This is a genomic window from Bdellovibrio sp., from assembly GCF_036384735.1.
GTDB lineage: Bacteria > Bdellovibrionota > Bdellovibrionia > Bdellovibrionales > Bdellovibrionaceae > Bdellovibrio.
The window spans coordinates 54072-75547 of sequence record NZ_DASVLT010000043.1 but is presented as its reverse complement, the minus strand read 5'-3'; the positions used below and the strand labels follow the sequence as shown (position 1 = coordinate 75547).

Below are 21476 nucleotides of genomic sequence, written 5' to 3'. Positions count from 1 at the left end.
ATCGGCGCAACATTTTCGAACCTAAGTATTAGACATAGAAATTTGGTCCAAAGAATGACAAAATAGGACCAATGAAAGCCCTTACTCAACAAGAACTTCAGACCTTTGTCAGCACCTTCAAGCCTGTTCTCGAGGGGGCGCAGTTACAAGAGGTTCTAGTGAACGACCGAGGGCTGGCTTTGGGATTTCATCGTGAGACATCTTTGTGGCTGATCCTGGACCTGCTTCCCAACAATCCCATGATGCTGCTTTTTGAGGAAAGCAATCCCTTCAAGAAGGGACCGAAGACCAAACCAGTCAGCCTGTTTTTAAACTCCCACGGCAGAAATTTATATCTCGTCGACATTTTTATCGAAGAACAATGGGGCCGTGTCGTTAAAATCATTCTTAAAAACTCTCATAAAGAATGTGAACTTGAAATTCGCCTGATTCCCAAGCAATGCAATTTAATTGTGAAAGCGGATGGAAAACAAATTTCCTGGGAAAAACCATTGGATTTAAGTGAACCACCTTATGTGGAAAATCCTCCAGAGCCGCGCTCATTGGAAGAGCTCCATGAAGAATGGCTGGCCGAGCAGGGTTCGAAGCAAAAACCTTCGTTAGATCCAGTGGCCCAGTGGGAAAAACAAAAGCAAAAGGATCTCGAGAAAAAACGCAAAGCATTGGGCGAGATTCAAAAGCAAATTGAAAGCGATAAGGAAGTTTTGTGGCAGCAAGCCGGAACTTTTTTGAAAACCCATGGCACGTTCGATGTTCCATCAGAGCTTGAAGCCTGCATTGATCGCAAACAGTCGCTGAGCTGGAATATTGAAAATACTTTTGGCAAAGCGAAACAATTGGCAGGTAAAAAAGAGGGCGCGCGAGAGCGTCTGATCGAGTTGAGCGAAGAAATTGCGAAGCTGGAAAAATCTCGTTACAGCGAAAAGACTCAAAAGAATCAGCTTGTGGATTTGATGCAAAAGACCCAGGCCCGTGGTCGCAAATTCCATTTGGATTCAGGGGCGATCGCTTATTGCGGAAAGTCGGCAGCAGATAATTTGGCATTGCTTCGTCAGGCAAAAGCTTGGGATTATTGGCTGCACTTGAAAGATTACCCGGGGGCTCACGCAATTATTCATCGTCAGCGCGATCAAGAAATCCCGCAAAGCGAGGTGCAAGAGGTTGCCGCTTGGGTGGCTCGGGAGTCGTTGTCGTCAAAATCTCTGATGGTGGGGCAAAAAGTCGCCGTGGTTATGGTTGAATGTCGCTTTGTTCGACCGATCAAGGGGGATAAGCTGGGGCGAGTCACATATCACTCTGAGAAGACGTTTCATTTTACTTTGCGTCAAGAGTCTTGACTGACCCGACCTCCGGTTTAGAATTTCTTCGGGACAAATGTATTCTTATCTCTCGAAGGACGTTTTCGATGATTGAAGTAAAAGATCTCACCAAAGAATATGGTCCGCGCCGCGCGATTGACCATCTTAATTTTTCTGTGAACAAAGGCGACGTCGTCGGTTTCTTGGGGCCGAATGGCGCTGGCAAATCAACGACGATGAAAATCATCACAGGCTTCATGGCCCCGACAAGCGGAACTGCTTCTGTAGCGGGTTTCGACGTTTTTGAAAGCCCTTTAGAAGTAAAAAAACGCATTGGCTATTTGCCAGAAAGTCCTCCAGTTTATGGCGATATGTATGTGCGTGATTATTTGCGCTATGTCGCCGCCCTTAAACAGGTTCCAAAAGAAAGAATCGAATCGCTGGTGAACGGCGCTATCGAGAAAACGAACCTGGGCGAGGTGCAAAAGCGTTTGATCCAACATCTTTCAAAAGGTTTCAAGCAGCGCGTAGGCATTGCTCAGGCTTTAGTGTCTGACCCTGAGGTCCTGATTTTAGATGAACCGACTGTGGGCCTTGATCCGAAGCAAGTGGCAGAGATCCGCGATTTGATCAAGGCGCTGAAAGGTCAGCACACGATCATTCTTTCCACACACATCTTGCCGGAAGTGCAAGCCACTTGTGAAAAGATCATCATCATCAACAAAGGCAAAATCGTCGCGCAGGATAGCATTCATAGGCTTTCGACAATGGAAAAAGGTCAAAGTCATTTGCATGTTCGTTTGCGCAAAGATGTCGAAGATATGAAAACAGTTCTTTCAAACATTCGTGAAGTCGTTGCAGTCTCGGAAGGCGCGTCTCGTAAAGAGTGGCGCATTGACCTTCAGGGGGGCGAGGAGGCAGTTGACGCGGTTTCCTCAGCTCTTGTGAGCAAAGGATTGGGATTGCTTGAGCTGAGCCCATCAAAACTGGATTTGGAAGATGTCTTCCTGAAATTGACCTACGGACAAGAGGAGGGCCAACCATGAGCGGTACAATGACGATCTTCAAAAAAGAAATGAAGGGCTTTTTCTTGAGTCCAACATTCTGGGTGATCTGTTTCCTGGTGAGCCTTGTTTTTAGTTGGGTGTATCCGATTCAGTTGAATATGTTTGCGCAGTTGCTGATGAACTATGTGATGCAAGCAAACGTTCCGGCAAATCAATTGAATATTCATTACGGCGTGTTCCTTCGTTTAATTTCTTACTTAAATCTTCTGCTGATTTTCGTTGTGCCGGCTCTGACGATGAAGCTTTTTGCAGAGGAAAAGAAAATGCGCACTTTTGATCTGCTTTTGACGTCGCCGGTGACTTCTTTGCAAATCGTTGTGGGTAAATATGCAGCGGCTCTTGGTGCGGTCTTGGGGCTGACAGTGGTTGCCTTTATGTATCCGCTGGCGACGGCGGCTTTGGCGAAGTTGAACTGGCCTCCGCTGATTATTTCCTTCTTCGGTATCTTTACGGTCGGTGCTGTTTATGCGGCGATGGATTTGTTCTGCTCGTCACTGACGGAAAACAGTCTGATCGCCTATGTGGCTTCGGTGATCTTTAACGTGTCAATCTGGTTTATCGGTGTTGGGGCTGATGCCATGGATAGTGAGACGGCTCGCAAGATCTTTGAGCACATCTCTTTAAGTTCGCACCTTTCTAGTTTGATGGAGGGAACAATCCGCACGAACGGATTGATTTTCCTTCTGAGTGTGATCGTGTTGTTCTGCTTTTTGGCGGAACGCGTAGTTGAATCTTCCCGTTGGAGATAAGTGATGAGTAAACTCGGAAAAATTTCACTGTTATTTGCAGGTATCTCTCTCGTTTCGATGTCTATCATTCGTTACATCATCGGCGTGTGGGTTCCATTCTGCTGGGTGTCTTTGGCGTTGGCCATTTTCTTTTTGGCGTTGACGATTGTTTGGGATCGCCACTTCCTCAAAGAGTTCTTCACGATGAAAACGACCAAACAGGGCATGAGCATGGGGATGTTGATCCTTTTGATGCTCGCCTTGTTGATTGTTGTGAATTATTTAGGTGGAAAGCACTATAAGACTTGGGATTTCTCGACTGCGCAGACTAACACTCTGTCGCCACAGTCTATTCAACTTGTGAAAAGTCTAAATTCGGATCTTAAAGTTTATTTCTTCTATAAAAAAGGAGTTGAAGGAAACGAGGACAATCGTCGTTCTTTCCGCGAGCTGATAAAAAAATACCAGGATGAAAGCCCGCGAGTTCAGCTTGAGTTTGTTGAAGTCAATGAAAGACCCGATCTTGCAAAAGAGTTCGGAGTTGATAAAGGCAGCGGCGTTGTATTCCTAGATTACAAGGGTCGTCGCAACCGTATCGAAAAAATTGATGAGCAGGAATTTACGAGTGCTCTTGTAAAGGTGACTCGCACTTCGACGAAGACTATTTACTTTACGGTCGGCCATGGCGAGAAAAATCTGGACGATGCAAAAGAAGCGCTGGGATTGAACTCTTTAAAATCAATGTTAGAAAACAATCGCTACACGGTGAAAATGTTGCCTTTGGTGCAAGCTCCGAAGGTTCCGGCCGATGCTGATGTTGTGATTGTTGCTGGTCCCTCTCAAAGTTTTCAAGAGTTTGAAGTGAATGCCTTGGAAGATTATTTGAAACGTGGTGGAAGCTTGTTCATTGCCGTGGAACCGGAAATGTCTATGGGACTTGATAAGCTTATTAAAAAGGTCGGCATTCAGCTTCAGAACAACTATGTCATGAATGTTGTTGATACAGTGATGGGGAAAGGCGTGAACCAAGGCCCGACAGCAGCGCCGATTTTCTCGCCCACCAATCAGATTACAAAAAGTTTTGGTCAGAATGAATTTACACTCTTCCGCTATCCTCAAGGTCTAAAAAAGATTGAAGGAGTCGAAGGCGTGACGGTTGACGAGTTGGTTCGGACAGCTGCGAACTCGGCGGCTTTCAACAATATCGCCTTGAAAGGTGATGCGGCCCAAGGAAGCTTTGCCTTGGTTGATGAGGCCACGGGCAAGTGGCAAAACGATGCGAAGGCGAAGGACTTCACAGTGATAGTTGCTGGTGACGTTGACTTTATGACGAACCAGATGCTGTACCAGAACTTGAACCGTGATTTAATTCTAAACTCCATTGCTGCTTTGGCGAAGGAAGAGAATTTGATCAGCATCACGCCAAAAGAGCCTCAATCGACACAGCTTCTTTTGACTGAAACCAAGTTTTCCGTTTTCTTGTTCGCTTTCATTATTCCATTCCCTATCTTGCTATTAGGGATCAGTATTGGACTCTTTGTTAAAAGGAGAAACGCGTAATGAAACTCAAAGGCCGCACGCTTCTTGTCTTGGCATTGCTATTGTTTGGTGGATATGCCGTTTACGATTATATGCAGGATAAAAAAATCGAAGATAAAAAACTCACTGATTCGCAATTGCTGACGGTGAACTTTGAGCAGATCGATCAGGTGACGATTGATCGTGGCGGCCAAGTGATTTCATTGAAACGTTCTGTGGATGGCTGGGATGTGACGTCACCGCTGCATGATCAGGCGGACAATGTGGTGGCGGATGATTTTGTTAAGAATGTTGCCACAGAGAAAATCATCGACGTTGCGAGAGAGGGTGGCAAAATTGATTGGTCCACTTTCGGTCTGGACAAACCTTTGGCAAAGATCACTTTCATGACAACATCTGGTGCAAAAAATTCTTTCGAGATTTCCGAAAAAAGGAACTTTGAAGAAAATGCCTTTGCCCGCCGCGATGGCGAGAACCGTGTTCTGATAGTGAATTCAATTTGGCAAAATCGGGCACGCAAAGAGGTGACAGATTTCCGCGACCGCCGCGTTCTTCGCCATAAGATTGCCTCTATCGACGATTTCAAACTCAAAAATAAAGCGGGGACGTTAGAAGTTGCTCTGAAAGATGGTAAATGGATTGTGCCAAATAAGAAAGATTTCGTCCTTGATCAGAACAAGGTTCGTGAGTTTCTTCAGGTTCTGGTAGATGCCAAAGCCAGTGAGTTTGTCGATAAGATGCCAGTCTTAAAGTCATTATTTACCCTGAATTTAAAGTTAGGCGATAAAACTTGGAATGCCTCGGTGGGGCAGGCTGCGGATATGAAAATCTATGCGCAAGTCTCTGATCCAGAGTTTTCTTTGAAGTTAGAGCCAGGGGCTTTGGATAAATATATTAAAGCCAGCATTGAGGACTTGAAACCAAGCTCACCTTCGCATGATAATAATAAGGATCAGGCTCAGCTTGCAGGGAAAGAAAAAAGATAATGCAAAAGATCGTAGTTAAATCACCGACGCGAGTCGATTTGGCAGGGGGCACATTGGATTTGTGGCCTCTTTATTTGTTTATCAATGGAGCTTCTACAGTAAATGTTGCCATTGATGTGTACACGACGGTGGAATTAACTCCGCACGAAGATGGCTCTATCGTGCTTGAAGCTTCGGATTTGAAACTCCGCAAAGCTTATACGGATCTGATGGATGCTTTGGCTGATACAGATCCAAAAATGATCTTGTTGCAAACTCAGCTTCGCTACTGGAAACCTAAAAAAGGATTCACTTTAAAGACTTCTTCTGACAGCCCGGTGGGCGGGGGATTGGGAGGAAGCTCAAGCCTGACAATTGGTTTGATGAAAGCTTTCGCGCAGTTTTGTGAAAAACCTTTTAAGGACGCTCATCACCTGGCGCAGGTGGCTCATAATATTGAGGCCGAGATTTTAAATACTCCGACGGGAACGCAGGATTATTATCCAGCCGCTTCCGGTGGGCTTAATATTCTTCACTATGACTATGATGGAATTAAGCAAGAAGTTTTGAATGTCACAAATACTCCTTTGTCAGAAAAGTTCATGCTTGTTTACACGGGACGCGCTCATCACTCGGGATTAAATAACTTTGAAGTGATGAAAGACTCTGTTGCGAAAGATCCGACAACGATTCAAGCGTTGAAGGATTTAAAAGTAATTGCAATTGAAACAGAACATGCTGTTCGCGCTGAGAAATGGAATGAAATCGGCTCGCTTTTTAGACGAGAGTTTGAGGCCCGTGTTCGCTTGGCACCAGAGTTTTCAAGTCCTGAGATCCATCGTTTGCAGGAACTCTCTTTGCAGAATGGGGCTGAGGCTGTTAAGATTTGTGGAGCTGGAGGCGGTGGCTGTGTTCTCGTTTGGTGTCCTCCCGAGAAAAAACAAGGAGTGGCAAGCGCATGCCAAAAAGCCGGCTTTCAGGTGATGGACGCAAAACCCGTCAATCCGCTGTAAAAAAGAAGACCGCTAAGAAATCGATTCAGAAAAAGTCGAAGGGGAAAGTCGCAACAAAAAAAGTTGCGACAACCAAAAAGCTTGCGCCTTCAAAGACGACGGCAGCCGCAGTCGAATCTACTCACGCTGGTGAGGTTCATCGTTTCATTGGCATCTCTTTAGGTGGTGGCAAGACGGATAAGGCCTGTGTTGCCATCGTTGAATACTATCCTAAGCACAAAAAAGTTTTTCTATCGCGTTTGGTTGAAAAAATTAAAAGCGACGAAGTGCATTCCGCGGATTTTAAAATTCAAGAGATCATCGATCAGTATCACAATACCATTGATACCGTGGCCTTCGATGTACCTTTTCGTTTACCATTCTGTGTTCAGTGTGATCCAAAGTGTCCGGGTATAGAGGCCTGTCCTCAGCCTCATGTTCAGTGGATGTGGGATTATACGCGCAAACTTCATAAGAGGAAGAAGCCACGCAAGCTATTCACTCCCTACACGCAGCGCTGCGTGGAAATGTATCTATCTACAGAAATTGAGGAGCCGTTCATTCTTCAGCATGCCATGGGAGCAAACTGCGCACCTTTGCTTGCTCGCGCAATGTACATCAAGCGACGCTTGAGTACCCCATGTATTGAAGTCTTTCCGAAACTTTCGGTGTGGAGGATTGGTCGGTCGCTTCATGTAATGAAAAGTCATTTGCTTTTCCATAAACACGCCATCGGTGGGGATGAAAGTCGTCGTGTGATTTTAAATGCACTTAGCACCCACAATGTTGCGTTCGTTTATGATCAGGACGTGAAGCTTATGATTGAAAATAATCATGCTTTTGAGTCATTCATCTGCGCATTAACCGCCTTTTTACAATTCAAAGGTCTGACAGAACCTCGTCCTGCTGGTTTCCCTGAGTCAGAGGATTGGATCGAATTTCCACTTCCGTCGATTAAGTGGAATAATTTCTAAAAATGGTTTTCAAACTGGACCATTGCCCAGATCGACTCCATGTGTTTTTGTTTGCCTGTGTCAGCTGAAAAGAACACAATTTGAAATCACATAATTCACATACGGAGGTTTTTCGTGAAATTTGCAAAGTACGTTGTTATCGCTCTTTTGGTTTCTGGTGCTGCTCACGCTGCAGGTAAAAAAGGTTTGTTGTCAGAAGTTTCTGGCCAAGGTTATGGATCAGCGGGTTGCGGTTTCGGTTCAATCTTGATGGGTCAAGATGGTAACCAAGTTCTTGCTGCGACGACAAATGGCACTTCTGGTTCGCAAACTTTCGGTATCTCTACTGGTACGTTGAACTGCCAGCAAGATGCTATCTTCAAATCTGGTAAAGAAGTTCCAGCGTTCATCGAAGTGAACAAAGTGGCATTGGCAAATGACTCTGCACGCGGTCAAGGTGAGACTTTGGCTGGTCTTGCAAACTTGATGAAATGCGATGCCAAAGCTATGGGCCCAGTTATGAAAAAGAACTATAGCAAAATCTTCGTTGAAACGAATATGCAACCTGCAGCTATTGAAGCAAACATCAATCAAGTTGTTGCTGCAAACAACGTTTGCGGTGCGTAGTCTTATCTAAACTTACTTTTTCAAGTAAAAATAAAAACGCAGTGCTAAACCCACTGCGTTTTTTATTTCTTTCGGCACCCACACCAGATAGTCTTTTCAGCGATGAAGATTGTCTCTGCGCTAAGTGCTTTTATCTTAAGTTCACTATTTTGTTCTTCAAGCTGGGCTTTGAGTTCCAAGGCGGATCTCGATAAGGTTTTGAAATTTTCTGAGGACACTCAACTATATAAAGATCGTCAGTGGCGCAAGTTGATGCACTTCGAGACAGATTTTTTTCGTACGACAGAAAGTCAGGTCGACAGTCGCAACTTCTTTTTTGCAAAGGATGGAAAAAAAGATCTGCATGCAGAGCTTACCTCGACAATCACGGCGTTCTTCCATGACGATGAAATCAAAGATTCATATGATAAGGCTCAGTGTCGTTTTCCTGCGCGCTATGCTTGGTTAAAAAAGCATTTGGCGTCTGAAAAAATTCAGTGGCCCGATGCTATCTGCGAGCGTTATCTTGCTTTTGCAAAAGGAATGAAAGGCCAATCGATTTCACTCGTTTTTTCCAGTTACTATCTGAATAACCCCTCGTCGGCTTTTGGTCATACGTTCTTGCGTGTGAATAAGGCCCCGGCACAGGATGGGCAGCGCTATGAGCTTTTGGATTACGGTCTCAACTATGCTGCGGAAGCTGATACTAACAATGCATTCCTGTACGGTTTTAAGGGGCTGTTTGGATTGTTTCAGGGGAAATTCAAAGCCATTCCCTATTACTTTAAGGTGCGTGAATACAACAACGCAGAGTCTCGGGATCTGTGGGAGTATCAGCTGCGTTTGAAGCCTGAAGCGGTGGATATGGTCATTGCTCATGTCTGGGAGCTTGGACCTGCGCAGATCGATTATTGGTATCTGACTGAAAATTGTTCCTATCACATGCTGAGTATTTTAGAAGCCGCCGATCCATCAGTAGATGTCTTGTCGAAGTTAGATCAGTACGTGATCCCTGCAGATACCGTTCGTGTTCTGTGGAATAAGACAGATCTTGTTGAAGGTTATAAGTATCGTCCTTCGATTCGTCAGGTTTTTTTGCAAAGGGAAAAGCTACTCAATGCTGCCGAGGAAAAAGAACTGAAAGAGCTGGCTCGGCAAATTCGTGTGCAAGATGAGTTTGTTTTTTCAGATGCTTACAGCAAGATGTCTCCGGAATCACAAGCCAAAATTTTGGATGCGTTCATTGATTATATTGATTTCCGCTATTCAAAGGAAGTGCAGCAAGCTGGGCGAGAGTTGCAGCTGAAGTTGCGTATCTTGGAAAAGCGCAGTCAGTTGGCTGTAGAACCAGAAAAAATTGAAATTGATCCAGCGCCGGAAGACCGCCCTCATCTGGCCCATCCATCGGGTCGTTGGGGAGTGGGATATCGTCACACCACAGAGGACAAGGATTTTGGTTTGATATCCCATCGATTTGCTTTGCATGATCGTTTGGATCCAGCCATAGGTTATCCACGTCCGTCACAGATTTCATTTTTTGATTTGGATTTTTCTTACGGCAATTCCTATTCCGGTGACAATAATGGAAAAGAATTCCAATTGGAAAATTTTGCGGCTTTCGAGTTGGTTTCTGCATCGCCTTGGTCGTCCTTGATGCCGGATCATTCCTGGAGATTCAAATTGGGCATCGAGCGTACATACAACGAAAACTTCGCTCCGATTCAAGAGGGTATCTTAAGAATGGCGGGCGGTTGGACCTTCCAATTCGCTGATCTGGATGTCAGTGCACAGCTTTCTGGGGAGGTCCACTATGCAGGTGCTCATTCGGAAAATCAGTTGTGGGCAGGATTAGGACCTTTGCTTGAGGCTCATTACCAATGGAGTCCGTATCTTTTGTCCCAGGCAAGTGTTGAGTATCGCCGCGACTCATCATGGGTTGTGAAAGATTATTTTAAGACCTCCGTACAGACTCAATACAGCTTTACAAAGACTTGGGGGCTGCGCGCTGTGTATGACAATCAGAGATTCCTTGAGGAATATTCGCTCCAGTTATTTAATTACTACTAGAATTTGAGGTGGTTATGGCGGCGGATTTCCCTTATCTTCATGGTTTTTCTAAAGACGAGCAAGAACGTCTTCGTAAACAAGCTCGTTTTGGTGAATACACAGTCTACCAAAACGTGAATCTTTCAAACGTCAAAGATTTACTAGAAGTCGGTTGTGGCGTCGGCGCGCAAAGTGAAATCATTCTGCGCAGATTTCCTGATATCAAGCTGACGGGTATTGATCGCAGTACCAAGCAATTGTCAGCAGCAAGACATCACCTTTCTCAAATCCCCGGTTATGCAGGTCGTTTTGATTTGAAAGAAATGGATGCGACCAACATGGAATTCGCAGCAAATTCTTTCGATGGTGCTTATTTGTGTTGGATCCTTGAACACGTTCCAGAGCCTATTCGTGTTCTTTCTGAAGTGCGCCGCGTGCTTCGTCCCGGTTCGGTTGTCTATGCGACCGAAGTGATGAACGCCTCGTTCTTTCTCGATCCCTATTCACCCAATGTGTGGAAATACTGGATGGCGTTCAATGAATATCAATTAGAACAGAAAGGTGATCCTTTCGTTGGCGCAAAGCTTGGCAACTTCTTTATGCAACTCGGTTATCACGACATTCACACAGAAATTAAAACGTGGTTCTTAGACAATCGCTATCCGCAAGCTCGTAAAGAGTGCATTGAATATTGGGCAGAACTTCTTCTCAGCGCTAGCGAACAATTGATCAGTGCCAAGCTTGTCAGTGAAGAAGTGGTTGAAGGCATGAAAGAAGAAATGGCGAAGGTTGCAAATGATCCCAACGCCGTATTCTTTTATTCATTTGTGCAAGCCAGAGCCCGAACATAGCCACTTAAAGTCTTGCCATTGATGTTCACATCACTTCATCATTTGAATATGACGATATTTTCGAAGGAACGTCATTTCTGGAATAGAAATTGGCTGTTCATTATTTTGCAATACTGCACATTGCTTCTGTTGACAGGCTGTCAGTCATTTTTCTATATGCCGTTGCAAAATAAAATCTTTGATCCCGCAAAGATCAATATGCATCCCGATGACGTATTTTTATCAACGATTTCTGGAAATAAGATTCATGGTTGGTATTTTGCCTCGACACAAAAAGATGTGAAGGGGACTGTTCTATTTTTTCATGGAAATGCCGAAAACATCACGTCGCATTTCTTGATGCTTCGTTGGTTGCCGGATGCGGGCTACAACTATTTCATTTTCGATTATCCTGGCTATGGTCTTTCTACGGGAAAACCAAATCCTGAAAATACAGTGGAGGCGGGTATTGCTGCGGCCGAGTGGTTGCATGAAAAAAAAGATCAAAGACCTTTGATTATTTATGGCCATAGTTTGGGCGGAATCATCGCGATGCGCGCCGTAGAGGAAATGAAATCCTCTGTGCCGATTCGCAATGTGATTATTGAAGCCAGTTTTTCTTCTTATAAAAAAATGGGCCGTCGAGTTCTAAGTCGTCAATGGTGGACGTGGTGGTTGCAACCGGTCACTTATGTTTTCGTGAGCGATAAGTATTCCCCAGAACCGATTTCCCAGATTGCGCCGATTCCCATGTTGTTCATTCACGGAACAGAAGATCACGTGATTGAACAAGAAAGTTCGGAAGAGCTTTATGAAGCCGCAAAAGATCCCAAAGAAATTTGGATGGTGCCCGGCCGACACGGAGATCTTTATGAACAACGCAACGGCCAGCTTCGTCAACGTCTCCTGCTATATTTGAATCACTAATGTAAATTTGGAGGTCTCTATATATGAGGCCCGGCGCCGTTTTTCATAACTCTGTCTAAAGATGAGACAGTCGTCTAAAGATCAGCTCAAGTTTAAGAGTCTTTCAGGGGCCTTGGTTCCTGGCATTTTATCTGCACAAGAGTTCAACGGATAAAAAACCTTTAGCCAAGGAGTACCTAATGAAATGGGGTCGACTCGGTATCGCAATGATTACCGCCCTCCAGTTCCAAGCCTTGCAAGTTCATGCGACTGCGAGCTTAAAGACTGGACAAGCGAAAGTGGAAGGCATTGATACCAGCCTTTTCCCAATCGAAACAAGTCCCACCACAGGCACATCCGTGGATGACTTGTTTCCAACAACACCAAGAATCACTCCTGGTGGTAGTCAAACGGGTGGAATTACTGGTGGTACGATTGGTGGAGGCTCTAGTTCTGGTTCGACCACAGGCTCGACACAGCAAAAGGGTGGCAGCGGCGTTACTATGACGACAGTTGCAAACATGAAAGCAGACTTTAAATGTAGTTTGTTTGAAAACTCAGATGCCGTAGACATCTTGAGTGCTGTGAACTCTTTAAATGCGGCGGTGGGATCCCCATCTTGCGGTGGCGGCAGTGGTATTAACGTTCAGGGTGTTCAAGATAACAATAAAAAAATCTCTGATGCAGTGACGGCACTGAATGGATTCCTCGAGAATCCAGACTCTGTAAAACCAGAGAATGCAGCGACAATCGTGAATAACGTTGACGTGGCGATCCGTGCTGCCAATTCTTTGGCGACAACATTTGCAAATACGGACGTGATGAATAAGAACTGCCGCGACCAAATGAGTGGCGGTCAGGTGGCTCTCGCGTTGAATGACATTGTCAACGGTTTGACTCCTTATGCTTTGATGGCGGCATCAATGACAGGCGGTACAGCCGCAGTTCCATTCATCGTGGGTGGTTCGGTGATCACGAGCGCGATCAGTTCTATGAATAAGATCGTCACTGAAAACTCAACAAAGATTTCAGATGCACAAACTCGTCGTGCCGTAGTTGAGAATACCTGCCAATTTATTCGTTTAGATCAAAAATATAAATTCTTGATCAAAAACCGTGATGAGCAAGTTAGCAGAATCTCGCAAGAGATTTCTCAATCTCAATCTTTGTTCAGTGCCAAGATTCACAACTTGTCAAAGATGACTAACAATCTTGTGACTCAGAAAAATGCTTTGAGTAACACATCTCTTGATATCGATAAAGACGTGGCTTCAGCTTCTGCTCAGTTGGCTTTGGATAAACAATTTATCACTAGCACAAGCGATGACATCAAAGTCTGCCAAATCGGTATTCAATTGGCGAGCATTGCGCAGCAACCAAACTCTTACGTGGAAATTATGTTGGACAGCGTGAATAAAGCTATGGTGGCTTATGGTTCAACAAGTATTGCTGAAGCGAATGCGTTGAAGTTCTCTGGCAATATTGCGATGAACAGCCTTGTGCAAATGGCTTCACAACAGTTTACAATCAACTCTGATTTTTCAAGCTGTGCGAAAGCGACCCGTTCATTCGTAGAAACGGTCGAGCAATCGGCGGCTCTTTCGAAGCGCATTATCAAATTGGCTCAGGACAACTTGGATAAAGCTTTGAAAGCGAGTCCGGATTATGGTCAATTCCAAACTCACTTGGCTGCTTTGAATCAAAAACAATTGCAAGCGGAGCGCGTGACTAGTTCTTTGGATAACTTGAAGAAATATGCGAACACGTTCACTCAATCAGAAATTGATTCAGAAATGGATCGTCTTCGCGTGGGCCTTTTCGGTCAACGTACGATGGGCATTAACTCTCCAGTGATGGCGTGGTTCACTTATACTCAGGGCTTGCATAAAGCGGCGGTGCAGAAGTTCAAAGATGGTTTGAACTCTCTTCGTCAAGCGGCTTACGCGAAATCTGCGTCTGGGCAGAATCCTGTGAACAACACGATTGGTGGCTTGTTCTTAAATAAGAAACAGATGGACAAAGACTGGAACGATGCTCTAAATCTCGTGTCATATAACGCCGCCAACTTGAAGCAGGGAACGGCAGCTTACGATAATGCGTGCCGCGAGTTGCAGGACGTTTGGAATCGTTGGACGTCGGCTGTAGATCATCTTTCTGCTATTGAGTCATTCTGTAGCATGATCTCTCCGTATATCTACGACAACCGCGCAGAGGATCAAACTCTTGTTCAAATGTGTCGTGGTTTGACGAATTCATACTCCATGTATGGCGGATCGCAATCAACTGTGTCGACTCTTCAAACTATGAAGGATGCTTTAGTGAAAGATCACTCATCTGAGTGGGCTCTTTTCCTTAAAAAGAAAGTTGATGCTTTGAACTGCCCTCAGCCTACTTTGTAATCGCAAATAGGGGCAGTATCTAAAAGTTCGACATCTCAAAACGGATCTATCGCTTCCGAATCCAAAATAAAGAAGCATAGATCCTGCAAGAAGGCCAGTAGGATGAAGTTCACTCGCTGGCCTTTTCTTTTTTTACTGACGCTCGCAGCTTGTTCCCCAAGTAAAAACGGGGGAGCGTCTTCCAATGTTGCTGTTGCAAATCACACTGCTGATAATCAACCGACGGTAAATACCACTTATTCTCCGCCGAAGCCTATTGTGAATAAAGAAGGCTCTTATGAAGTTATTCATGGTGCTACGTCTATCGAAGATATGGCGGTTCAATACGACGGTGGCGAGAAGCTTTTGCTTCTTCATGGTAAAGTCAATGTGAAGCCTATTGATGGAGCAAATCCTATTGTAGTGGATTTAGATCTCGAAGGCCAAGTTGATAAAGACGGTTTTGTGGTGATGAATGGAACGAAAAATCAACCCTCATTGCCGCCTGATGTGAAAGTTGGTGTGAAAGCAACGTGCTTGGCCGAGAATCAATCTTGTGCCGATTCATTCGTTGATATTTATGTTCAATATCGTAGTAAGATCTACCACCATCAAGTTGAAGCTCGCGAGCCTGCAAAAGAAGAAACGAAGCCAAATCATGCTATTCACCGTGGTGATCAACAAAATGACGAGCACCAGTCAAACGAGACACCAAAAAAAGAACCGCTTCCAGCCACACCGCCAGAGGCTAACAAGCCAGCTCCTGCGAAGCCGGTGACTCCGGTGCCAGTACAGCCCAAACCTCCCAAGGTAGAAGCGCCAGCGAAGCCGGCAACACCAGCGGCACCAACTCCGAAGCCGCCTAAAGCAGAGGTGCCAAAGACAGAGACAAAACCTGCGGATAAGCCAACTCTGAAAAAGGTGATGCCGAAGCCAAAAATCCAAGATGAAGATGTCGATGATGATAAAGAGTCGCGCGGTCGTTACGTGGGTGATATTCCAGGCGACATCGAGAAAATTTTGAAAGTAAAGCCGACGACTCCGATGGATATTAAAAATAGCAATCCGCAGAAGTTGGATCAGGTTATTGGCCCGACAAGCAGCGGTCGTTTGGAAAATGCATCGAACTTACTAGCATATGAGCAAGACCATTCGCCGGCGGGCTTCAATGTCGTCAATCCACGTCGTAAGACTTATTATGGTTCGGCAGAGCTTGTGTATATGATTTCTCGAATGGGTCTGTTCACTCAGAAGGAAATGCCGGGCTATGTTTTACCGATTGGCGATCTATCGAGGCAAAAGGGTGGGGCTTTAGGAAGTCATGCCTCTCATACGAATGGCTTGGATGCCGACATTGCGTTTTATTTCAAAGATCCTAAGTTGCAAGGAAACCTTTATTCGGCGCTGTCGTCGGGTTCTTCGGGCACTCCGATTCCTGCTTGGAACGTCGATGAACAATGGAAGCTTTTGAAATATGCAGTAAGCTCAAATTATGTAGACCGTATCTTTATTCACCCGACGTTGAAAGCGAGCTTGTGTCAACTTGCCATCAAAAATGGTGAGATCAAACAAAATGATAAGGCTGGCGTTGTATATGAGACTTTGCGCCGTCTGCGTCCTGAGAAAAGTCATTATAATCACTTCCACATGCGAGTGAAGTGTTCGCAAGCGCAGGTCCGTTGCCGTCAGATGGTGGACCCAGCTCCAGGAACTGGCTGCGCATTCTAGTCAAATCTTGCCAAGGTCGCCATTCGCTGTAAAGATCAGATCATGGCTGATTGGCGAGAACGAAGTGAAATGAATGGCGATGTGGTTTTTTTCCGTTACGTTTCCGAGGGAATGGAAAAGAGTCATGACGAGGTCTTTTTGTGGGACCTCGATAAAACATATCTTGATACAACCATCGATTCGCTTTCAGGTCTGTTGACGACCGTTCTTGAAAAAGCGCTGAATAAGAAAAACGTTCCGGGCACAAACGCTTTATTGCAGTCTCTGTCAGAGTATCGCAAAGCCCAAAAAGGCTATATGTATTTCCCAATCTATTTCATTACGGCTTCACCGCCGCAGATGGAAGAAAGAATTTCGGAAAAATTCGCTCTTGATAACATTCGTCCTTTCGGTTGTTTCTATAAAGATAATTTAGCAAATATCCGCCCAGGTCGTTTCTGGCGTTTGACGAAACAGGTGGGTTATAAGCTGCAAGCTCTCTTGCAGCTAAGAACTCGTTTGGCTGAAAATCTTCGACAAATCTGTTGGGGAGATGACAGCGAAACAGACGCCATCATTTATAATTTATACTCTGATATCTGTTCACGTCGTTTGAGCGCCCACGAGATTCGTATGACTCTTGAGAAACTCAATGTATCTGGCGAGCAAGTGGATACTATTTTGGAATTGCAGGCAAGCATTCCAGAAAATGATCCGGTTGAAAAAATCTACATCAATCTTGCGACAGATACAGATCCTGATTATTACTTAAAATTTGGTCGCAGAACTCTTGCGACTTACAATACGTTTCAAGTGGCTTTAGATCTTTTCCAAGATCGTCGTATCGGTCTTGAGGGTCTTTATAGTGTCATTCAAGACATGGTTTATAACTATGGCTATACTCCGGAAGAATTGATGAAAAGTTTCGACGAATTCATCCGTCGTGGGGTGCTCGGTCAAGCCGCGTACGAAGAAGCGCGCACCTTCTTTATCGAAAAAGGTTTGTTATATCCATCGTACAATCCAACAGTCGCACCGTTGAAAGAAAAAACAATTGTCGACGGGCGAGTGTATGAAATGGAGGGAGCTCACGAACCGTGGATTCCCGAGCGCATTGATTATCTTCACGATTATCGATAGGACGTTTATGAATAAGAAAACAATCGATCTAAAAACGCAAGATGGCATTTGTGACACTTACGTGTCTTATCCAGAAGGACAGAAAAATCTGCCGGCTATTTTGCTTTACATCGATGCCATTGGTTTACGTCCGCGCATTGAAGAGATGGCAGATCAAATGGCCGCGAAAGGTTATTTCGTTATTGCGCCAAATCTTTTCTATCGCACACGTCGCGCGCCTGTTTTTGATTACTCCGTTTTGCCGGATCGTGCGAAGTTATTTGAACAAATTATGCCAGTGGCATCGCAATTAAAAACAGACATGGCTGAAAGAGATGCTCGCGCTTTTATTGACTTCATCAAAGCTCAGCCGCAAGTGAATATAAAGAAAATGGGCACTGTCGGTTATTGCATGGGCGGGGCTCACGCTTTAAGAACCGCTGGAAATTTTCCAGATACCTTCCAGGCTGTTGCCACTTACCATGTTGGAAATGCAGTTTGGAATGATCCTTCGAGCCCGCATCACTGGTTCCCCAAAATTAAAGCCGAAGTTTATATGGGCCATGCTGATAACGATCAACACATGCCACCAGCTCAGATGGAGCAAGTGGAAATGTTTTTGACTGAAAATCACATCAGGCACAAAACAGAACTTTATCCGCATTGCCCACATGGTTGGACGATGAAAGACATGCCGATGTACAACGCTGAAGGCGAACAAAAACATTGGAAAACATTGTTCGAGCTTTTCGATCGGGTTCTAAAACATTAATCGAGAAGCCAGCTTGATGCTGGCTTTTTTGTTATTCAAATTTAAGTGGGAAGACTGTCGAGATGGCATCGCCCGAGAAGGACTTAAATTCGACTCTGCGAATCGCATCGATCAGGCATTTTTTAAAAGTACTATCGTTAATCGACGATGAGGCGATTTCGGCGTTATATACTTTGCCGGATCTTTCGATAGTGAAGCTAATGGAAGCTTGTCCCACAACTCCTGGGGTTCTTTGCAGCAACTGTGTATAGCATTTAAAGAATGAGGCCCGTTGTAGGCGCAAGGTCTCTTGAATGAAGTCAGATGTTAAACCTGGTTGAGCGCTACCGATTGCTGTTGGCGATGCCTCGCCCGCTGGCGCCAGGTCGGGAAGAGTCTGCGGCTGAGGCTGCTTCTTGTAACTGTTTTCGTAGTCTGTGGCAGTCCAGCGAACGCCATCACGGGAAACATAGACGCTGCCTTCGCGACCAAAGTTCTCTACCTGAACATCGCCGCGTTTGATAATGATCACGATACGATCGTTTTCTTCATCCAATGTGACGAGGGAGTTTTCTTCCACACGGATACGATAAGCAGAGTCAAACTCTAACGTGGCATCGCCATCACCAGAAGTTTCAACGGAATCCAGTGGGTAAAGAGAAGCCCTTTTTGAAAGAGTTTCCTTTTGAGTCATGTCTTTGCGAAGAATAAAAACTTTGCCGAGATTCAGCTCAATGCGCGCTAAGGCCGTTTCGCCGGGTCTTTGTTTTTCAGTACGAGAAGCAATGAGCAGTGACAGCGCTAAGCTGATAACACCTAAGAGAATAAGAGCGAGAATAATCCGGTTGTTCTTCGTCATAGTAAAACTATAACGAAGAACTTTTTGAGAAAGTAGTTAAATTACTTTGTAGCAGGAGCAGCAGGTGCTGTCGTTGCTGCAGGAGAAGCTGCTGGAGTTGCAGAGGCCGCAGGCGCCGCTGTTGCAGCAGCCGGAGCTGTCGCCGTAGTCGGCGCGGCTGGTACTGCAGTTGCTGCAGGAGCAGGAGCTGTTGTTGCAGGCATCGTATCAACTACTGATTTTGTATTTGAAGAAGTCAAAACAGAAAGGGTCAAACAAGTCACAGCGAAGATGATCGAGGCCCAAACTGTCATTTTACCAGCCAAAGTTTGTGCACCAGTCGCGCCCAACAAAGATTTTGAACCTGAGCCGCCACCGATTCCCAAAGCGCCGTCACTTTTAGAGTCTTGGATCAAAACAAGAACGATCAAAACAAGAGCTACTAGAATGTGCACAATTCCAACGAAAGTATTCATTTATCAGATCTCCCAAAGATCCCAGAATATAAAGATAAAGAGACCTTTTCGTCCACCCCCAAACCCAACTAATGCAATGCATCGCAAAAAGGTACGGCGTACCTAGGCCTTGGCAGAATGTGAGTGGTGTCCGTAAAATGGGTTATGAGAAAAATCCTAGGTTTAATCTTTGTGTCGGCGGCCTTGATTCTAACTTCGTGCACTTCCAATGAAGGAGCGGTGAAAAAACTCGCCGCAGCCCAGGCTGAATCCAAGTATGATGAAATGCTCAAAAAAGAAGCAGAAGATATGATCCCGCAATCTGATTTCCTTCGCCAGGGTTATGTGGATTATCTCAAAAAACACAGCGAATTTGAAACGGAAGACGTCAAAATCGAAGGAGAGAATTTCGCCATCGCCAAGGTCACAGTCACCACATACCCTGCGGCCATGCGAAAAACTTTGGCGAAGATCGCGGGCACTGTGGACCCTAGCAAGGCTCGTCAATTTAACTTCGGCAACGCCTTGCAATTGATTGCTCAACAAACAGGCGGATCTACTTCTACTGCTAAGCAAGATGCGGGAGTTTTTAAGTATCATAAAAATTCATCCGGCAACTGGTTGTTAGAGGAATAATCTTAGTTGACCCAGAACGGGGGATCGCCGACAACAGCCTCTGAAGAAGGGGTGGGAATGGCGTTTCTAGTTTTTGAGGGACTCGATGGATCTGGTAAAAGTTCGTTGATGCTGGCACTTGAAAAAGAGCTGCAAAAACGAAACATCCTTTTCCATAGAACTCGCGAACCCGGTGGCACTCCGCTAGGCGATGAAATTCGCAATATGATTCTTCGTACGGATGGACCGGCTCCAGTTTCCCGCGCAGAGCTTTTGCTTTATGAAGCAAGCCGCGCTCAACACGTCGAAGAAATCATTCGTCCTAAACTTCAACAAAATGTCTGGGTTCTTTGTGATCGTTTCGCGGCAAGCTCTGTGGCTTTCCAAGGTGGCGGCCGAGAAATTTCTGAGGCCGATGTTGTAGCATTGAATAACTTCGCCACTGGAAACTTGAAAGCAGACCTCACAGTTTTGCTAGATCTTTCCGTTGAGGAGTCTCGCAAACGCCGTCAAGGTCGTGGTCAACAAACCGGCGAGTCAGAGGATCGTATCGAGTCTGAGGCCGATTCTTTCCACGAAAAAGTTCGTCGTTCATTCTTAAAGCAAGCCAAAGATGATCCGCAAGGATGGTTGGTATTGGATGCGCGAGAAACTCCAGATGGATTGTACTTACAACTTTTGAATGCTCTGCAAGAGCGTGGTATTTTGAAATAAGGAATTTTCAGTCGTGAAAAGGCTCGTGGATTTTATTCTAGGACATCAAGGCATCATCCAAAAGATGATTGAATCCTTTGAAGCTGGAAAGCCCGGGCAGACTTATTTGTTCGTCGGTCCCAGTGGCATCGGTAAAAGAACGACGGCCATCGGTTTGGCGCAAGCCTTGTTGTGCCCGCAATCCAAAAGCGGTTGCGGCAAATGCCCTTCTTGTTTCCGTGTGGCAAATGGCCAACATGAAAACTTGCGCATCATCGAACCTTCTGGTGCCAGCATTAAGATGGAACAAGCTAAAGAAGTTTTGGAATTCCTAAGTCTTAAAAGTTTGGGTGGCAATCGTGTGATCATTTTTGATCAAGCCAATACCATGAATCCACAAACTTCGAATGCTCTTTTGAAAACCTTGGAAGAGCCGCCTGAAGGCACATTCTTCTTTTTAATCGCGCCAAGTGTCGCAGGAATCTTACCGACGATTCGTTCGCGTTCTCGCATCGTGCGATTCAAACCCTTAAGCATTGAAGATCTGGGGCGACGTGTGAAAGCGCCCGCGTGGGCTTTGAAATCTGCCGGTGGTAGTTTCGAAAAGTTGAATCAATTGCAAGATGGCCCGGAACTAGAACTTCGCCAAAAATCTGTCGATATTTTAAATGTCTTTTTGAAAGACGACGATTTTATCGTGAATGACATGTGGAGATCTGAATTCAAAGATCGTCTTCAAGGTCAGCGTTTGTTGTCATACTGGGCGGGCTTCTTTAAGGATGCGATCTTTTTGCAGGAAAATGCGAAGTCTCAAATTTCCAATATTGATCAAGCTCCATTGATTAAGACCTTGGCCGAATGCAATCGCGAGATGCTTTTAAAGTTAATCCAAATGGCCTTTCAAGCAGAACAAGCCCTGTCTGCAAACAGAGACCCTCAGCTTGTGATGGAAGAGTACTTTGTGCATTCCAAGGAATTAAGGTAAACTTA

General features: G+C 45.1%; 20 protein-coding genes. 18 read left to right on the top strand and 2 right to left on the bottom strand.

Translation table 11 applies throughout. The features are described 5' to 3' along the window. The first annotated feature begins 71 nt into the window (after window positions 1-71). The 15 genes from VF412_RS12250 (at window position 72) to VF412_RS12180 (ending at window position 17906) form a co-directional block, all read left to right on the top strand. Window positions 72-1337 (top strand): DUF814 domain-containing protein, encoded by a 1266-nt coding sequence (locus tag VF412_RS12250; RefSeq protein ID WP_331339536.1) that lies wholly within the window; start codon window positions 72-74, stop codon window positions 1335-1337. 68 nt (window positions 1338-1405) lie between these two features. After that, window positions 1406-2344 carry an ABC transporter ATP-binding protein gene (locus VF412_RS12245; protein ID WP_331339535.1) on the top strand — a complete coding sequence of 313 codons (939 nt, stop codon included), beginning with the start codon at window positions 1406-1408 and terminating at the stop codon, window positions 2342-2344. After that, window positions 2341-3114, top strand: a complete 774-nt coding sequence (locus VF412_RS12240) for an ABC transporter permease (protein WP_331339534.1) — start codon at window positions 2341-2343, stop codon at window positions 3112-3114. Before VF412_RS12245 ends, VF412_RS12240 begins: the two co-directional genes overlap by 4 nt. A gap of 3 nt (window positions 3115-3117) precedes the next feature. Then, window positions 3118-4653, top strand: coding sequence for a GldG family protein (locus VF412_RS12235; RefSeq protein ID WP_331339533.1), 1536 nt, complete (start codon window positions 3118-3120; stop codon window positions 4651-4653). Next, the gene (locus tag VF412_RS12230) at window positions 4653-5618 is read left to right on the top strand and encodes a DUF4340 domain-containing protein (RefSeq protein WP_331339532.1); all 966 of its coding nucleotides are present in this window, start codon (window positions 4653-4655) and stop codon (window positions 5616-5618) included. Before VF412_RS12235 ends, VF412_RS12230 begins: the two co-directional genes overlap by 1 nt. After that, window positions 5618-6610: a galactokinase gene (locus VF412_RS12225; protein WP_331339531.1), complete on the top strand. Its 993-nt coding sequence runs from the start codon at window positions 5618-5620 to the stop codon at window positions 6608-6610. The genes VF412_RS12230 and VF412_RS12225 overlap by 1 nt, the downstream gene beginning before the upstream one ends. Beyond that, a complete protein-coding gene (locus VF412_RS12220) occupies window positions 6556-7563 on the top strand; it encodes a DUF429 domain-containing protein (protein ID WP_331339530.1) in 1008 nt (335 codons plus the stop codon). Before VF412_RS12225 ends, VF412_RS12220 begins: the two co-directional genes overlap by 55 nt. Before the next feature lie 114 nt (window positions 7564-7677). Continuing rightward, on the top strand, window positions 7678-8169 hold the full coding sequence (locus VF412_RS12215) for a DUF3015 family protein (RefSeq protein WP_331339529.1): 492 nt from the start codon (window positions 7678-7680) through the stop codon (window positions 8167-8169). Between the two features lie 102 nt (window positions 8170-8271). Then, complete coding sequence (locus VF412_RS12210) at window positions 8272-10215, top strand: DUF4105 domain-containing protein (RefSeq protein WP_331339528.1); 1944 nt, start codon at window positions 8272-8274, stop codon at window positions 10213-10215. A gap of 14 nt (window positions 10216-10229) precedes the next feature. Further along, the gene (locus tag VF412_RS12205) at window positions 10230-11045 is read left to right on the top strand and encodes a class I SAM-dependent methyltransferase (RefSeq protein WP_331339527.1); all 816 of its coding nucleotides are present in this window, start codon (window positions 10230-10232) and stop codon (window positions 11043-11045) included. A 21-nt stretch (window positions 11046-11066) separates the two neighbouring features. Continuing rightward, on the top strand, window positions 11067-11951 hold the full coding sequence (locus VF412_RS12200) for an alpha/beta hydrolase (protein WP_331339526.1): 885 nt from the start codon (window positions 11067-11069) through the stop codon (window positions 11949-11951). A gap of 179 nt (window positions 11952-12130) precedes the next feature. Then, window positions 12131-14329: a hypothetical protein gene (locus tag VF412_RS12195; protein WP_331339525.1), complete on the top strand. Its 2199-nt coding sequence runs from the start codon at window positions 12131-12133 to the stop codon at window positions 14327-14329. A 102-nt stretch (window positions 14330-14431) separates the two neighbouring features. Next, entirely contained in the window at window positions 14432-16036 is a 1605-nt protein-coding gene (locus VF412_RS12190; RefSeq protein ID WP_331339524.1) for a penicillin-insensitive murein endopeptidase, read from the top strand. Window positions 16037-16078: 42 nt separating this feature from the next. Next, the gene (locus VF412_RS12185; RefSeq protein WP_331339523.1) at window positions 16079-17155 is read left to right on the top strand and encodes a phosphatase domain-containing protein; all 1077 of its coding nucleotides are present in this window, start codon (window positions 16079-16081) and stop codon (window positions 17153-17155) included. Between the two features lie 7 nt (window positions 17156-17162). After that, window positions 17163-17906 carry a dienelactone hydrolase family protein gene (locus VF412_RS12180; protein WP_331339522.1) on the top strand — a complete coding sequence of 248 codons (744 nt, stop codon included), beginning with the start codon at window positions 17163-17165 and terminating at the stop codon, window positions 17904-17906. A 31-nt stretch (window positions 17907-17937) separates the two neighbouring features. On the opposite strand, the gene VF412_RS12175 is transcribed toward VF412_RS12180, so the two are convergent. Both VF412_RS12175 and secG read right to left on the bottom strand, forming a co-directional pair. Continuing rightward, complete coding sequence (locus VF412_RS12175; RefSeq protein ID WP_331339521.1) at window positions 17938-18744, bottom strand: AgmX/PglI C-terminal domain-containing protein; 807 nt, start codon at window positions 18742-18744, stop codon at window positions 17938-17940. Window positions 18745-18785: 41 nt separating this feature from the next. Continuing rightward, complete coding sequence (gene secG / locus VF412_RS12170; protein WP_331339520.1) at window positions 18786-19199, bottom strand: preprotein translocase subunit SecG; 414 nt, start codon at window positions 19197-19199, stop codon at window positions 18786-18788. A gap of 144 nt (window positions 19200-19343) precedes the next feature. Between secG and VF412_RS12165 the strand changes: the two genes are divergently transcribed. The 3 genes from VF412_RS12165 to VF412_RS12155 are packed head-to-tail and all read left to right on the top strand — an operon-like array spanning window position 19344 to window position 21471. Continuing rightward, complete coding sequence (locus VF412_RS12165) at window positions 19344-19814, top strand: hypothetical protein (RefSeq protein ID WP_331339519.1); 471 nt, start codon at window positions 19344-19346, stop codon at window positions 19812-19814. Between the two features lie 57 nt (window positions 19815-19871). Further along, window positions 19872-20507: a dTMP kinase gene (gene tmk / locus VF412_RS12160; RefSeq protein ID WP_331339518.1), complete on the top strand. Its 636-nt coding sequence runs from the start codon at window positions 19872-19874 to the stop codon at window positions 20505-20507. A 13-nt stretch (window positions 20508-20520) separates the two neighbouring features. Next, window positions 20521-21471: a DNA polymerase III subunit delta' gene (locus tag VF412_RS12155; RefSeq protein ID WP_331339517.1), complete on the top strand. Its 951-nt coding sequence runs from the start codon at window positions 20521-20523 to the stop codon at window positions 21469-21471. The last annotated feature ends 5 nt before the right edge of the window (window positions 21472-21476 follow it).